Annotated in this window: 14 protein-coding genes; 6 read left to right on the forward strand and 8 right to left on the reverse strand. The window is 67.5% G+C overall.

The window, feature by feature from the left end; genetic code table 11:
- Positions 1-43: 43 nt before the first annotated feature.
- Both cydB and AB0O76_RS30355 read right to left on the reverse strand, forming a co-directional pair.
- Positions 44-1,048, reverse strand: a complete 1,005-nt coding sequence (gene cydB, locus AB0O76_RS30350) for a cytochrome d ubiquinol oxidase subunit II (protein WP_365497399.1) — start codon at positions 1,046-1,048, stop codon at positions 44-46.
- A 15-nt stretch (positions 1,049-1,063) separates the two neighbouring features.
- Complete coding sequence (locus AB0O76_RS30355) at positions 1,064-2,602, reverse strand: cytochrome ubiquinol oxidase subunit I (protein WP_365497401.1); 1,539 nt, start codon at positions 2,600-2,602, stop codon at positions 1,064-1,066.
- A gap of 255 nt (positions 2,603-2,857) precedes the next feature.
- Between AB0O76_RS30355 and AB0O76_RS30360 the strand changes: the two genes are divergently transcribed.
- Entirely contained in the window at positions 2,858-3,232 is a 375-nt protein-coding gene (locus AB0O76_RS30360; protein ID WP_365497403.1) for a cyclophilin-like fold protein, read from the forward strand.
- A 36-nt stretch (positions 3,233-3,268) separates the two neighbouring features.
- On the opposite strand, the gene hisC is transcribed toward AB0O76_RS30360, so the two are convergent.
- Positions 3,269-4,348: a histidinol-phosphate transaminase gene (gene hisC, locus AB0O76_RS30365; protein ID WP_365497405.1), complete on the reverse strand. Its 1,080-nt coding sequence runs from the start codon at positions 4,346-4,348 to the stop codon at positions 3,269-3,271.
- Between the two features lie 387 nt (positions 4,349-4,735).
- Between hisC and AB0O76_RS30370 the strand changes: the two genes are divergently transcribed.
- The 3 genes from AB0O76_RS30370 to AB0O76_RS30380 all read left to right on the forward strand — a co-directional run bounded on the left by AB0O76_RS30370 (position 4,736) and on the right by AB0O76_RS30380 (position 8,264).
- The gene (locus AB0O76_RS30370; RefSeq protein ID WP_365497407.1) at positions 4,736-5,857 is read left to right on the forward strand and encodes a LacI family DNA-binding transcriptional regulator; all 1,122 of its coding nucleotides are present in this window, start codon (positions 4,736-4,738) and stop codon (positions 5,855-5,857) included.
- Between the two features lie 245 nt (positions 5,858-6,102).
- On the forward strand, positions 6,103-7,206 hold the full coding sequence (locus tag AB0O76_RS30375; RefSeq protein WP_365497409.1) for a metallophosphoesterase: 1,104 nt from the start codon (positions 6,103-6,105) through the stop codon (positions 7,204-7,206).
- 182 nt (positions 7,207-7,388) lie between these two features.
- Positions 7,389-8,264 (forward strand): hypothetical protein, encoded by an 876-nt coding sequence (locus AB0O76_RS30380; RefSeq protein WP_365497411.1) that lies wholly within the window; start codon positions 7,389-7,391, stop codon positions 8,262-8,264.
- Positions 8,265-8,352: 88 nt separating this feature from the next.
- Here AB0O76_RS30380 and AB0O76_RS30385 read toward each other — a convergent pair whose 3' ends face one another.
- Complete coding sequence (locus AB0O76_RS30385) at positions 8,353-8,499, reverse strand: thiamine biosynthesis protein ThiC (RefSeq protein WP_365497442.1); 147 nt, start codon at positions 8,497-8,499, stop codon at positions 8,353-8,355.
- A 68-nt stretch (positions 8,500-8,567) separates the two neighbouring features.
- Here AB0O76_RS30385 and AB0O76_RS30390 point away from each other — a divergent pair, with 68 nt between their 5' ends.
- Entirely contained in the window at positions 8,568-10,136 is a 1,569-nt protein-coding gene (locus AB0O76_RS30390; RefSeq protein ID WP_365497413.1) for a recombinase family protein, read from the forward strand.
- A 141-nt stretch (positions 10,137-10,277) separates the two neighbouring features.
- Here the strand turns inward: AB0O76_RS30390 and AB0O76_RS30395 are convergent, their stop codons facing one another.
- Positions 10,278-11,645: a replication initiator gene (locus AB0O76_RS30395; RefSeq protein ID WP_365497440.1), complete on the reverse strand. Its 1,368-nt coding sequence runs from the start codon at positions 11,643-11,645 to the stop codon at positions 10,278-10,280.
- Between AB0O76_RS30395 and AB0O76_RS30400 the strand changes: the two genes are divergently transcribed.
- Positions 11,598-11,807 carry a hypothetical protein gene (locus tag AB0O76_RS30400; protein WP_365497415.1) on the forward strand — a complete coding sequence of 70 codons (210 nt, stop codon included), beginning with the start codon at positions 11,598-11,600 and terminating at the stop codon, positions 11,805-11,807. The genes AB0O76_RS30395 and AB0O76_RS30400 overlap by 48 nt on opposite strands.
- Positions 11,808-11,938: 131 nt before the next feature.
- On the opposite strand, the gene AB0O76_RS30405 is transcribed toward AB0O76_RS30400, so the two are convergent.
- The 3 genes from AB0O76_RS30405 to AB0O76_RS30415 are packed head-to-tail and all read right to left on the reverse strand — an operon-like array spanning position 11,939 to position 13,796.
- Positions 11,939-12,136, reverse strand: coding sequence for a hypothetical protein (locus AB0O76_RS30405; RefSeq protein ID WP_365497417.1), 198 nt, complete (start codon positions 12,134-12,136; stop codon positions 11,939-11,941).
- Complete coding sequence (locus AB0O76_RS30410) at positions 12,133-13,434, reverse strand: FtsK/SpoIIIE domain-containing protein (protein WP_365497419.1); 1,302 nt, start codon at positions 13,432-13,434, stop codon at positions 12,133-12,135. The genes AB0O76_RS30405 and AB0O76_RS30410 overlap by 4 nt, the downstream gene beginning before the upstream one ends.
- Positions 13,434-13,796: a hypothetical protein gene (locus AB0O76_RS30415; RefSeq protein ID WP_365497421.1), complete on the reverse strand. Its 363-nt coding sequence runs from the start codon at positions 13,794-13,796 to the stop codon at positions 13,434-13,436. The genes AB0O76_RS30410 and AB0O76_RS30415 overlap by 1 nt, the downstream gene beginning before the upstream one ends.
- Positions 13,797-13,982 lie beyond the last annotated feature (186 nt).

The following is a 13,982-nucleotide window of genomic DNA, read 5'->3' on the forward strand; positions in this document are numbered from 1 at the left end:
GGGAAACCACGGGACGTCAGAACCTAGTGCGCGGCGTCAGAACCTAGTGCGCGGCGTCAGCGATGTGCTGCGTACCGATGCGCTTGCGGAACACCCAGTAGGTCCACGACTGGTAGAGCAGCACGATCGGCGTCGCGATCGCCGCGCACCAGGTCATGATCTTCAGGGTGTACGGGCTCGACGAGGCGTTGGTGACCGTGAGGTTCCACTCCTCGTTCAGCGACGACGGCATGACGTTCGGGAAGAGCGTCAGGAAGAGCATCGCGACGGCCGCCGCGATCGTGATGCCCGAGAGCGCGAACGACCAGCCCTCGCGCCCCACCTTGATCGCCCCGATGGCACCCACCAGCGCGACCACGGCCACGCTCATCGCGACCAGGCTCTTGCCGTCGCCCTTGTCCACCTGCGTCCAGATCAGGAAGCCGAGCGAGAGCACGGCCGTGATCAGTCCGAGCCCGAGCGCCATCTTCCGTGCCCGGACGCGGATGTCGCCCACCGTCTTGAGCGAGGCGAACACCGCGCCGTGGAAGGTGAACAGCGTCAGCGTGACGAGCCCGCCGAGGATCGCGTACGGGTTGAGCAGGTCCCAGAAGTTGCCCACGTACTCCTTGTGGGCATCGATCTTCACGCCGCGCACGATGTTGCCGAAGGCGACACCCCACAGCAGCGCGGGGACCAGCGAGGTCCAGAAGATCGCGTGCTCCCAGTTGCGCTGCCAGTTCTCCTCGGGCCGCTTGGCCCGGTACTCGAAGGCGACACCGCGCACGATCAGGCAGAGCAGGATGATCAGCAACGGCAGATAGAAGCCCGAGAAGAGCGTCGCGTACCACTCGGGGAAGGCGGCGAAGGTCGCGCCGCCCGCCGTGAGCAGCCACACCTCGTTGCCGTCCCAGACGGGACCGATGGTGTTGATCAGGACCCGCTTCTCGACCCGGTCGCGGGCGAGCAGCTTGGTCAGGATGCCGATCCCGAAGTCGAAGCCCTCCAGGAAGAAGTAGCCGATCCACAGGACGGCGATCAGTACGAACCAGACGTCGTGGAGTTCCATGTCCGATCAGCTCCTTCAGTACGAGAAGGCCATGGGCCGGTCGGCGTCGTCATCGGCGTCGGAGTCCTTGCCCGACCCCGGACCGCCGATCTTGGTCGGCGGGTTGAGATCGGCCTCGGTCAGCTCGGGCGGCCCCTGCTTGATGTACTTGAGCAGCAGCTTCACCTCGATCACGGCGAGGATCGCGTAGATCGCGGTGAACACGATCAGCGAGGTGAGCACCTCACCCTGCGAGACTCCCGGCGAGACCGCGTCCCTGGTGCGCAGCACGCCGTAGACCACCCAGGGCTGCCGCCCCGTCTCGGTGAAGATCCAGCCCCAGGCGGTGCCGATGAGGGGGAAGATCAGCGTCCACTGGGAGAGCAGCCACCACCAGTTGCCGAGCTTCGGCGCCAGCTGCCTGTTCTTGGTGAGCATCAGCTTGGGGATGTCGTCCTCGCCGGTGCGGTGCTCCGGAGCGAGCCAGAACTTCTTCCGCGTGAGCCAGAGGCCGGCGGTGCACAGGGCCATCGAGACGCCGCCGAAGCCGATCATCCAGCGGTAGGACCAGTACGTGGTGGGGATGTTGGGCCGGTAGTCGCCGGGCCCGAACTTCTCCTGCGACTCCTTGTTGATGTCGTTGATGCCCGGGATCTCGGCGCTGAAGTTGTTCTTGGCGAGGAAGGACAGTATCCCGGGGATCTCGATGGCGACCGTGTTGTGGCCCTTGGCGACATCGCCGTACGCGAAGAGCGAGAACGGCGCCGGCTTCTCGGTCTCCCACAGCGCCTCGGCGGCCGACATCTTCATCGGCTGCTGCTCGTACATGACCTTGCCGAGGGTGTCGGCGCTGATGACGGTGAGCAGCGTGCCGACGAACGCCGTGACCAGGCCGAGCCGCATCGACATCCGCATGGTGCGGATGTGCTGCTTCTTGCGCAGGTGGAAGATGGCGATGCCGGTCATGAAGGCGCCGCCGACCAGGATGGCCGCCGAGATGACGTGGAAGAAGTTGACGAGCGTCGTCTCCTGGAAGAGCACCGCGGCGAAGTCGGTGAGCTCCGCCCGCTTGGTGCCGTCCCGCTCCACGATCTTGTAGCCGACCGGGTGCTGCATGAACGCGTTCGCGGCGATGATGAAGTACGCCGACAGGACGGTCCCGATGGAGACGATCCAGATCGTGGCGCAGTGCAGCTTCTTGGGGAGCTTGTCCCAGCCGAAGATCCACAGGCCGATGAAGGTCGACTCGAAGAAGAAGGCGATCAGCGCTTCGAAAGCGAGCGGGGCCCCGAAGATGTCACCGACGAACCGCGAGTAGTCGGACCAGTTCATGCCGAACTGGAACTCCTGGACGATGCCGGTGACGACACCCATCGCGATGTTGATCAGGAACAGCTTTCCCCAGAACTTGGTGGCCCTGAGGTAGTGCTCCTTGCCCGTGCGCACCCACGCGGTCTCGAGGATCGCCGTGAGAGCGGCCAGCGAGATCGTGAGCGGTACGAACAGGAAGTGGTAGACGGTGGTGATGCCGAACTGCCATCGCGCCAGTGTTTCCGGCGCCAGAGCCAGGTCCACGCGACTTCTCCTTACGTGCCGTAATCACGTCGGCAGTTTGCCCTTTTAATCCCACTGGTTCCGGGATGAACGAGACACGCTTGTGAACGCGTTCACATTCACAAGCAATTATGTCGTACCGCCTGTCGGCACCCGTAGGGGGGGTCCCTTACCGGGCGGTACACGGGGAGGTATCGACAGAAACACGAAGAAAGGCCCCGGAGTGCGGTCCCCGGGGCCTTCCCAACGGCTTCAACATATTGTTGAATCCGCGCCATGCAGATACGGATCTCCTGGCCCGCCGGCCACCTGACCGCGACGATCGAGGACACCCCGACCGCCCAGGCCCTGGGCAAGGTCCTGCCGCTCGCCTCCACCGCCCACACGTGGGGCGAGGAGGTCTACTTCGACACGGGCGTAAGCGTCCCGATCGAGGACAGCGCCCAGCAGGTCGTCGAGCCCGGCACGGTCGCCTTCTGGACCGACGGCGACTCGCTCGCCCTCCCCTACGGACCCACCCCGATCTCACGAGGCGACGAGTGCCGCCTCGCGAGCCCGTGCAATCTCCTCGGCCGGATCGACGGCGACCCCCGCCTGCTGGCCACCGTCCGCTCCGGCGATCCCGTCCGCGTCGAGCTCACCACCGGCTGACCACACCGAACCGCACCGGGCTTCGCCAAAGCCCGCTTACAGCTCCTTGCGAAACGCCTCCGCCGTCTGCAGGAAGATGTCGTTGGCCTCGGTCTCCCCGATCGTGGCCCGCATCCCCTCGCCGGGGAACGGCCGCACGACCACACCGGCCTTCTCGCAGGCGGCGGCGAAGTCGGCCGTGCGCTCCCCGAGCCGCAGCCACACGAAGTTCGCCTGCGTCTCGGCGACCGTCCAGCCCTGCGCCCGCAGCGTCTCGACCACCCGCGTGCGCTCGGACACCAACGAGCCGACCCGGCCCATCAGTTCGTCCTCGGCCCGCAGCGAGGCCACCGCCGCGTCCTGCGCGACCTGGCTCACCCCGAAGGGCACCGCCGTCTTGCGCAGGGCGGCCGCCACCGGCTCATGGGCGATCGCGAAACCGACACGGAGGCCGGCCAGGCCGTACGCCTTGGAGAACGTGCGCAGGACGGCGACGTTCGGACGCTCGCGGTAGAGCTCGATGCCGTTCGGCACCTCGGCGTCACGGATGAACTCGATGTACGCCTCGTCCAGGACGACAAGGACATCGCTCGGCACCCGGTCGAGGAACCGCTCGAGCTCGGCCCGGCGCACGACCGTGCCGGTCGGATTGTTCGGGTTGCAGACGAAGATCAGCCGCGTCCGGTCGGTGATGGCCTCGGCCATCGCGTCCAGATCGTGCACCTCGTCCGCCGTCAGCGGCACCTTCACCGACGTCGCCCCGCTCACCTGCGTGATGATCGGGTACGCCTCGAAGGACCGCCAGGCGTAGATGACCTCGTCGCCCGGGCCGCACGTGGCCTGAAGCAGCTGCTGCGCGACGCCGATGGAACCCGTGCCCGTCGCCACATGCGACACCGGCACCCCGAAGCGGTCGGCGATCTCACTCATCAGGCCGGTGCACGCCATGTCCGGGTACCGATTGAAGGAACCGGCCGCGGTGAGCGCGCTCTCCATGACACCGGGGAGCGGCGGGTACGGATTCTCGTTCGAGGACAGCTTGTACGCCACCGGACCATCGGCCGCGGCGGGCTTGCCGGGCTTATAGGTGGGGATACCCTCCAGCTCGGCGCGCAGCCTCGGGCTCGTCTCGCTCACCACAGTCCTCCTCTTGAACACCTGAACAACCTGAACACCCTGACTTCAATACTGCTCACCTTATGAGGATTCAGCTCCGGTGCGAATGGGTTCCGGGGCATCGAGGTACGAAGGCGCACGAAGAGGGGGGAGCGCTCCCCGTCACGGCACGCGCCGGTGGCTCACTCCGTGGCGCGCATCACCCGTGAAGGTGAGTTGAGACCTCTTCGAAACATCGCTCATTTGGCAGGCCTGTGCGCGACGACAAGGGACCGACTCCCCCGGATCCCGCCAACTCCCTTGCATTCCAAGGTGATTGACCTAGTTGCACCATGCAGAAACGTGCCTGTCAACGAGTGAATATGCGCCCGCACTACCCACCCTCATGAGCCCTACTATCGGCTCGCCATGACAGCAGCAGGGAACCACCAGGTGAGCCGAGCGGAGACCGCCCGCCGGGGCAACCGGCAGAGTCGAGCGGGCATCAGAGACGTCGCCGCCGCCGCCGGTGTCTCCATCACGACTGTCTCCGACGCTCTTAACGGCAAGGGACGGCTCCCGGACGCCACCCGACGCCACGTCCGCGAGGTCGCCGAACGGCTGGGCTATCGCCCCTCCGCGGCGGCCCGAACGCTCCGTACCGGCAAGTCGGGCCTCATCGGCCTGACCGTGACGACGTACGGGGATGAACCTTTCACCTTCACCGAATTCGCGTACTTCGCGGAGATGGCCAGAGCCGCGACCTCGGCCGCGCTGGCCCGCGGCTACGCCCTTGTCATCCTGCCCGCCACCTCCCGGCGCAGTCCGGTCGACGTGTGGTCGAACGTCGCGCTCGACGGCACCGTAGTCGTCGATCCGTCCGACCACGACCCCGTCGTCAGCGAACTGGTGCGCCAGGGCCTGCCCGTGGTCTCCGACGGCCGCCCCGCCGGGTCTCTACCGGTCACTGCCTGGGTCGACAACGACCACGAGGCTGCGGTCCTTGAGATCCTCGACCACCTCGCGGCGGCCGGCGCCCGGCGGATCGGACTGCTCACCGGGACCACCACCGACACATACACGCATCTGTCCACGACCGCCTATCTGCGCTGGTGCGAGCGCGTCGGCCAGGACCCGGTGTACGAGTCCTACCCGGCACACGACCCGTGCGCCGGCGCCGTCGCGGCCGACCGGCTGCTCGCCAGACCGGACCGGCCCGACGCCGTCTACGGCCTGTTCGACCCGAACGGCACCGATCTCCTCGCGGCCGCCCGCCGGTACGGACTGCGCGTACCGGACGATCTGCTGCTCGTGTGCTGCAGCGAGTCGACCGTCTACGCCACCACGGAGCCGCCCATCACCACGCTCTCGCTGAAGCCTCGGCGCATCGGCACGGCCGTCGTCCAGCTGCTCATCGATGCCATCGAAGGGCTCGATGCGGGCCGCCCGGTCGAGCAGGTGATACCGACGGAGCTGATCGTGCGCACCTCGTCCGAGCGACGTCCACCGCGTACGACGGTCAGCCCACCCCGTTCGCCGGAAACCGGTTGACGGTGCCGGCCGGCGGGGAGAGACCCCCTGTCGGCCCGCGCTGCCCGACGCCTACCAGCACAGCCCGGTCATGACCTACGGGGAAACCCCTACCCAATTCGGGAGAAAACCTCGGTGAACTGGGGTTCAGTACTGATTCACCACCCCTGGTGCACCACACAGCACGAGCCGCATTCCTATGATGGGCGGACGACACCGCGGGCCGCTGCGACCAGGCAGTCCGATCTCGGTGCAGATGCGGCGCAATGGTGGTGGAGGGGTCGATGACTCAGGGGGCCGGTCAGGGACCCGATGTGCGGACGGCGACGCTGCGCGACTTCCGCGTACCGGCGTACGTCCATGAGACCGGTCCGGTCGACGGAAGTGCGGGGGGCGCGGCGGGTCCTGGCGGCTCCGGGGAGGTTCCCGGGGTGCCGGACAACGGCTACACCCCCACCCAGCGCGACCTGCCCGTCATCAACCGCGGCGACACCGTGCAAGTGGAGGTGCAGGCCATGCCCGAGCCTCCGCAGGTGCCGGCGTCCGACGAGCACGGCCCGCTGTACGTCGTGGGCGATGTGCACGGTTATCTGGAGGAGCTGCTCGCGGCGCTCCAGGAGCAGGGCCTCATCGACGCCGACGGCGACTGGTCCGCGGGCAACGCGCGGCTCTGGTTCCTGGGCGACTTCACCGACCGCGGCCCCGACGGCATCGGCGTCATCGATCTCGTGATGCGCCTGTCCGCCCAGGCGGCGGCCGCCGGCGGCTACTGCAAGGCCCTGATGGGCAACCACGAGCTGCTGCTTCTCGGCGCCAAGCGGTTCGGGGACACCCCGGTCAACTCGGGCGCGGGCACGGCCACCTTCCAGGCCGCCTGGCTCCTCAACGGCGGCCAGAAGACCGACATGGAGCGCCTGGAGGACCACCACCTCCAGTGGATGGCCCGCCTGGACGCGATCGAGGCGGAGGACGGGCATCTTCTGATGCACTCCGACACGACCGCCTATCTGGATTACGGCGACTCGATCGAGGCCGTGAACGACACCGTCCGCGAGACACTCACGCGCAACGACGCGGACGAGTGCTGGGACCTCTTCCGGAAGTTCACCAAGCGCTTCGCCTTCCGCGACGAGTCGGGCCCCTCCGCCGTACGCGAACTCCTCGACATGTACGGCGGCGACCGCATCGTCCATGGCCACAGCCCCATCCCGTATCTGCTCGGCGATGTCGGCTCCGAGGATGAATCGGACGGCGGCGGTCCCGTCATCGAGGGACCACACATCTACGCAGGCGGCCTGGCCATCGCCATGGACGGCGGAGTGACCATGGCCGGAAAGCTGCTGGTCTGCCAACTCCCCTTGGATAGCTGAGCGTTCGCTGGGCAGGCGCACCACTACAGGATCACGCTGGCCAGGGGGCCTATTTCTGGAAACCCCCTGTCACCGCGTGCCGTCACGGCTCTACCATCGGCTTATCCGTAGCAGGCTCCCCTCCGTTTCTGCCCGACGGCTCGTACCCATGCGAGCCACCAAGCCCTACGGAGCATCGGGGGATGCACATGAACAGCGCTCCACACCTGCTCAATGAGGACCGCCCCGAGTTCGAGCGGATCCTCGATGAGGCGCTGCGCACCGCACCGAACCGTCCGGATCTCGCCGCAGTGGGCGAGCGGCTCAATCCCGAGCAGCTGCGCACCATGGCGCTGAACGCCAGTGCGCTGATCACGGCCGCCGCCACGACCGAGTACACGCACTATGTGAAGGTCCGCGAGAAACTGCGCGAAAGCGGATCTGCCGCACCATCGATACGGGAACGGAGCAGCCAGAGCGAGGCGGAAGCCGGCTCGGGCGGCCTCGGACTCGCCACCACGATGGGGGAGGTCACCGCCGAGACATCAGGGGCGGGGGCGATCGCCGTCGTCGCGGTGCTCGCACCCGTGCTCGCCGGGGCGGCCGCCGCGATCTTCCTGCTCGTGGGCTACATCCTGAAGATGCTCAACCCCGAGCCCGCCTTCGCGGACACCCTGCTCACCGCGGGATGGCTGTTCGGCGCGCTCACCGCCGGGGGCATCCTGGTCGCTGCGATCGGCCTGCTCCTGACCGCTCTACGCAACGGTTCCACCTCGCTCCAGGCCGGCTCGCACGGCGAACGGAACGAGGAGGTGGCCCGCGCCAGGGAAGCCTGGGGCGAGGCACTCCTGGAGCGCGGCGTCCTGCCGTTCCTGCGGGAGGCGCTCGCGGATCCCGGGGCGGCGCACGCGGCCCGTACGCCGTCGACGGACCCGAGCAGCCGCATGCCTCAACTGGGCTACCACCGGCCCGGGTTCAGCAGCCCGGACGGCGGTCCCTCCGCGGGGCCGCGGCCGAGCTACTCGAGCCCGGACTTCTCAAGCCCGGACTTCGGCGGGCCCGACCACAAGCCGGAGTAGCGGGGCCGCAAGCGCGCACGGCTGTGGGTCCCCCGACGGCTGTTGGGAGACCCACAGATGCGCGCTGCCCGGAACCTCGCAGCCCGGTTCAGTCGGCGATCGGCAGGTAGACCCGGTTGCCCGCCGCGGCGAACTCCTTGGACTTCTGCTCCATGCCCGCCTCGATCTCGTCCTGCGCCAGGTCACCTCCGTGCTGGCGGCGGATGTCCTGCGAGATCTTCATGCTGTAGAGCATTACTAGAACCTACACATGTGCGCTACGGTCGTCCCAGCAGCTCGTTCCACGGACCGAGGGGGACCACGGTGGGCAAGCGCGAAGAGGTCATCAGCAAGCTGCGAGGTACGCCCGAGGGACTGCCGTCCGTCGAGGAAGTACGCGCCATGGTGGCCGCCGACCCCAAGCTCAAGTGCGTCGTCAGCTACGCGCGGATCTCATTCGACGGCCGGGTGAAGGATGCCCACGGCATCGAGGATCAGCACCGTGACATGACCAACGCGGCAGACACGTTCGGCTGGTTGGTCGTCTACCGCTACACGGACAACGACAAGAGCGCGAGCAAGGAAAGCGTCGTTCGCGACGACTTCGAGCAGCTGCTCACCGACCTCACGACCGGGACGACGCCCGAGGGCTATCCGATACACGGCGTGATGGCGATCAACGACGACCGCCTGTATCGGCGCCCGAGCGACTGGGAGCGCTACCTCAAGGCGTTCACGTCACATGAAGGCCGCGTCTACCACGACTCGAACGGCGTGCAGGATCTGTACGCGGAAGGCTTCGAGATCAAGGGACTTGTGGGTGTGGCCATGTCGCTCAGCGAGACGAGGAAGAAGCAGCGCCGAAGCCGGAACAGCCACCGCAGCCGGGCCATCCGTGGGCAGGCCGTCGCGGCATGGCGCCCTTTCGGCTGGGAGGACGACAAGATCACCCTGCGTCCAGGGGAGGCGGACGCGATCCGGCAGGCCGTGAAGGACGTGATCGCAGGAGCTTCCATTTCGGAAATCACCCGGAGATGGAAGAAGGCCGAGTTCATCACGAGTCGTGGGAATCCCTTCCAGTACCAGACCGTGAAGCAGATCCTCATGAACGCGCGCCTCTGTGGCTATCGGGAGATCAAGGGCGAGTTGGTCCGCGATGGCGACGACCAGCCCATCGTGGGTGAGTGGGAGTCGATCATCACCCCCAAGCAGTGGTTCGCCGTCACAGCCAAGATCAGGGAGCGCGGCGGCGGAACCGGGCAGCCGCGCGGCGGACTGGTCCACAAATACCTGCTGACCGGCATCCTCCGTTGCGGAGCCGTGCTGGAGGACGGCACCACCTGCAACAACAAGATGATCGGCATCAAGGCAAACGGCTGGCTCAAGTACAAGCACGCCTATTTCTGCAAGAAGACAGTGGACGGTGGCTGCAACCAGACGTACAAGCGCGGCGACAAAACAGACGAGTACGTCGAGAAGCTGGTCATCGCCAAGCTGGAGCACGATGCAGCGAGCAAGGCACAGGAAGTGCCTGACTGGGACAAGGCCGAGGCTCTGGAGGGGGCAATCACCAGCCGCAACGAGCTGGAGCGACGGTGGCATGACGACGAAGACACAGACATCGACGATGAGGCATTCTTCCGAAACCTCCCGGTCTTCGAGCGCCGGATCAAGAAGCTACGTGCAGACAAGGCCAAGCACGATGCGCTGAAGGCGGAGGCGGAAGAAGCCCAAGGGGATATCCCGCGGGAATGGAAGGGAAAGACGATCACGCAGAAGCGCGTTGCGATCAAGAAGGTCTTGAGTGCAGTGGTCGCGTTGCCCGGCGGCAAGGGCAACAACGACTTCGACGTGACTCTCCTCAAGCCTGTGCCGCGGACTTCCGGCGCGTGAGTTGAAGCCCCAGGATCTCCCCCACGCTCCGCAACTGATCATCGGAGAGTGGGGGAGAGTCGCGTAGGTACCGGTCGATCCACGCGCTGACGGCTGCGGCTTCCTCGCGCTCCTTGTCGATGCGATCAGATCTGGGGCGGCTCAAATGGCATCACCCCCGGCAGACCGGGATTCTTCTCGCGCGAACTCCCGGCTACGGGCGAGGTCGTCGGCAATGCCCGACGCGATGAGCGCGGCCCCCGGAGTGTGGCCGGAGCCGATGTAGCGCCAATTGGTTTCGGTCTCAGTACCGGGTACGTCATCGAGGGCGACGCCGACGTGTTCGGCCCGGTCGGCGCGCAATGCCGCGTACGTGGTCGAGTAGGCACGGGATTTGGTCAGGATGTGGCCCCGGTAGCCGAGGGTGTGGGCCCACGCTCGCAGGTGCAGCGGCTCGTACTCGGGTAGGCAGCCAAGGCGCCAGCAGGTCCACATAAGGGTCCGGACGTGACCGGTCACGGGTGCTGCGTCGATGTCATCCCAGGTCGTGAGCCTATGGTCGGTGCCGGCGCCTGTCTCGCTCGCGCCCTTGGTGACGTACTTCGCGACGTACGCGGCCACGGCGTCGTCATCCGGTCCGGTACCGCCAGAGTGCAGGGGCCGGGTGTCGATCTGGACACCCCAGCGGAGGGCGAGTTCACCGACGGCGGGGCTATAAGGGGTGCGGACCAGGACCCGGCTGGCGGAGGCACGCACAGCGTCGGCGAGTTGGTCGACTGTGCCCCAGGCCGGAGGTTCGTCGTCGGGACCGGCCGGGCCATCGAGGCGTACGACCGCGTGGACGTGGACGGCGCCGCGCCTTTGGTACTCGGCGACGCGGGCGAAGGACAGCCGCGCGTGATCGGAGAAGCGGGACTGTACGAGGCCCGCCGAGGAGGCGAGGTGTCGCCGGACGCCGATGACGAAGCGGTCCCAGAGCTTGCCCGCGTGTGCGTGCCAGAGCGCGTGGGCCGGGTAGTCGTAGCAACCGGGGCAGATCGGTTGGCCGACGAGGAGGTCAGTCGCGGCGTGGATGGCGCCGCAGCCGAGGGGGCGTCCGTGGTCGCACTGTCCTGCGTCGCGGCGGGGGCGGCAGCGTTCCCCGATCCGGTGCACGGGCCCGAAGGACGGGGCGGTGAGGGTGACGAAGAGCCGGGGTCGGTCGCGGACCGTGGCGGGGACGCTCTTCCCGCCGAGAAGGCCCGCGCGCACCAGGTGGAAGGTGTCTCCGGCATGGAGGCGGGAGCACGGTGCGCAGACGGTGGCCCGTCTGTTGCGGCAGCGTACGGAGAGCCGTTCGCCTGGTTCGTAGCGGGTGTCGTAGTGGTGCTGGATCTCGCCGGTCGCCGCGTCGTGCGTGGTGGTCGAGCCGGAGAGGTGGATCGGGTGGGCGCAGCCGCCCGTGGCGGTGATCTGGTCCAACCAGCGGGTGAACTTGGGGTCTTGGGCGATGCGTATCGCGTCACGGTCTGCTTCGGAGAGCTGACGCAGGCGCGCCGCGCGGTCGAGGGCGGCGCGCCTGTCAGCCGGGGTGGTTTCCGGGGTGATGGTGGGGACCTTCCGGGGTGGGCCGCCGAAGCGGCACGGTCGATGGGTGGTGGCGCGCTGTCGGTCATGGGTTCGCTCCTTGCGTGGTCGGACGTGGTGCGTTGAGTCAGCGGATGGTTCCGGCTCCCCGGCAGACGCGGCAGCGGCGACGCCGTCCGGTCCAGGTCGTACGGGCTCCTTCGCCCTTGCAGTGAGGGCACCTCACGCGGCTCATGGGCATGTCCTGTCCTTCCTGTTCAGGGGTGGGAGAAGCCATTGATGAGCCAGGTAACGAGGCCATGGATGGTGAAGATCACCGGCGTCTGGCCGAGGTAGACCCCGAAGAGGCCGATGCAGACCGCTTCCCAGGCGCGTACATCACGGGAGCGGACGAGGAGGACGGCGATGATCCCGAAGATCACCGAGAACGTGAACGCCGCGCCTTCGCTGATCACTTGCCGTCTCCTTCCAGCGCCGCGAGAGCGCGGTCTATGGCGGGCAGTTCGGGGGTCATGGCCGCGTACTTCATGGCCGTCGTGACCGCCTCTTCGGTCGGCGTGAGGTGAGAGCGAGCACGGCCCCAACCGCCGTCCGGTCCGGTGCAGACCGCGACGCCCTTCTCTTCCTGGGTGATCGACTGGGCGACAGCCACGGCGTCCTTGTTGAGATCCCCGAGCGTCATCTCTGCCGTGCCGGGGTCGTTGACCCGGTGGCAGATCCGGCCGCCGAGTTGAGCCCGCAGTGCCGTGACGCCGGGACCAAGGTCCGAGCCGACGCGCTGCCCGGCGACCACCAGGTGCATGCCGAGCGCGGCACCGAGCTGGGCCAGGCGCAGGAGCAGGGTCGAGCACTGTTCCGCCTCCGCCTTGCTCTCACGTCGACCGTCGGAGAGGTACAGCTCGGCTAACTCATCGACGATCACGACCACAGGGACGGGACGCAGCTTGTCGGGCAGCTCCCAGATCGAGCGGACCCCCGCCGCGCGGCAGTCCCGCATACGGTCCTGCATGTCGACGACGAGCGCCGCCAGCACGGCGACGGCCTCACGCCTGCACGTGGTGAGGGCACTCAGCCTCCCCGAGAACAACCCCAGTTCCATACCGCCCTTGCAGTCGATGCCGACCAAGGCGACGGGTTGCGGCGCGAGCTGGGTGATCAGCCGGGCCAGCAGCGTGGACTTGCCCGAACGGGTGGCCCCTGCAATGAGCCAATGCGGGACCGTCCGCAGGTCCATCACCCAGGCTCCGCCGCTCTCCAGTGCGCCGATGAGCGCGGACAGCAGCGCGACGGGTGCCGTCGCTAAGCCGGGCCGGGCAAGCGGGTCACTGGCGGTCGCCGTCAGCAGCACGAGGCCGCGTTCAGGCGAGGTGACACGTACGGCGTGGACCTTCCACGCGTGGGTGAGCGCGTCGGCCGCCTTCATGTACGTCGCCGGGGTCTGGCCCGCGTGCAGACGCACCATCACGGTCAGGCCCAGACGGGTAGCGCGCGGGAACGAGGCGCGCGGTGCCACCGGCCGCAGCGGATCGCCCTTGACCACCACGTCCCCGAGGAGTCCGCGCGGCGGACGCCGGGACACGGCAAGGTCGTTGAGCATCGCGACCTTGCGCCAGGTGAACAGCACCCGGCACGCGGTGACCGGGTAGCCGGTGACGTACCAGTGCCAGGCCGGACGGTGCCGCCGCAGCAGGTCCGCGACGACGAACACCCAGGCGAGCGCGGCGAGCCCGAGGGCGAGCAGGGTCGCACCCATCACGCACCACCGCCGATCTTGGTCGGAGCCGCAGCCGCGGCAGCAGCACCGACGACGGGCGTGATCGCGTCGGCCCGGAAGCTGATTCCGTGGCGGTCGCCCATCGCCCAGGCGAAGGCCGTCAGCCCGGTGACCTTGACGGTCTGCCCTTCCTCGATGCCCTTGGGTTCGCCCGTGACGGCGATTTCGATCACGGAGATACGCCGCCTGTCCTGCCGCACCGTGACGGCCACGGTGTAGATCGTGTTCCCGTCGCGGTCCTTCTTGACCTCCTTGGTCTCCGGGTTGCTGATCTTCGCTTCGGGCGCGATGGCGCACCGCAGTACGCCCAGTCGCGCCGTGTCCACAGGGATGGACTGCATTGCGTTGGCCTCCTTGGCCAGTCAGGACGCCAGTCTTGACCTGACGTCACTTGTCCTTACGAGTTGCGACTATGGAGCTCTGTACGGCTAGTGCTGCGTTCCTCAAAGGATGTACATGTAGCGACGCCTGCGTGTGCGGGTGGGAGGGGGCGGACGGCCCCAAATCCACGGCTGTGCCTGGGCATT

The sequence above is a fragment of the Streptomyces sp. NPDC086554 genome (assembly GCF_040686095.1).
Lineage (GTDB): Bacteria > Actinomycetota > Actinomycetes > Streptomycetales > Streptomycetaceae > Streptomyces.

Bases quoted from the DNA above. Each gene is read 5' to 3' on its own strand.
- cydB (WP_365497399.1), bottom strand. From the start codon at position 1,048: ATGGAACTCCACGACGTCTGGTTCGTACTGATCGCCGTCCTGTGGATC.
- AB0O76_RS30380 (WP_365497411.1), top strand. From the start codon at position 7,389: ATGCACATGAACAGCGCTCCACACCTGCTCAATGAGGACCGCCCCGAG.
- AB0O76_RS30385 (WP_365497442.1), bottom strand. From the start codon at position 8,499: ATGCTCTACAGCATGAAGATCTCGCAGGACATCCGCCGCCAGCACGGA.
- AB0O76_RS30415 (WP_365497421.1), bottom strand. From the start codon at position 13,796: ATGCAGTCCATCCCTGTGGACACGGCGCGACTGGGCGTACTGCGGTGC.
- AB0O76_RS30410 (WP_365497419.1), bottom strand. From the start codon at position 13,434: ATGGGTGCGACCCTGCTCGCCCTCGGGCTCGCCGCGCTCGCCTGGGTG.
- AB0O76_RS30370 (WP_365497407.1), top strand. From the start codon at position 4,736: ATGACAGCAGCAGGGAACCACCAGGTGAGCCGAGCGGAGACCGCCCGC.
- AB0O76_RS30360 (WP_365497403.1), top strand. From the start codon at position 2,858: ATGCAGATACGGATCTCCTGGCCCGCCGGCCACCTGACCGCGACGATC.
- AB0O76_RS30375 (WP_365497409.1), top strand. From the start codon at position 6,103: ATGGTGGTGGAGGGGTCGATGACTCAGGGGGCCGGTCAGGGACCCGAT.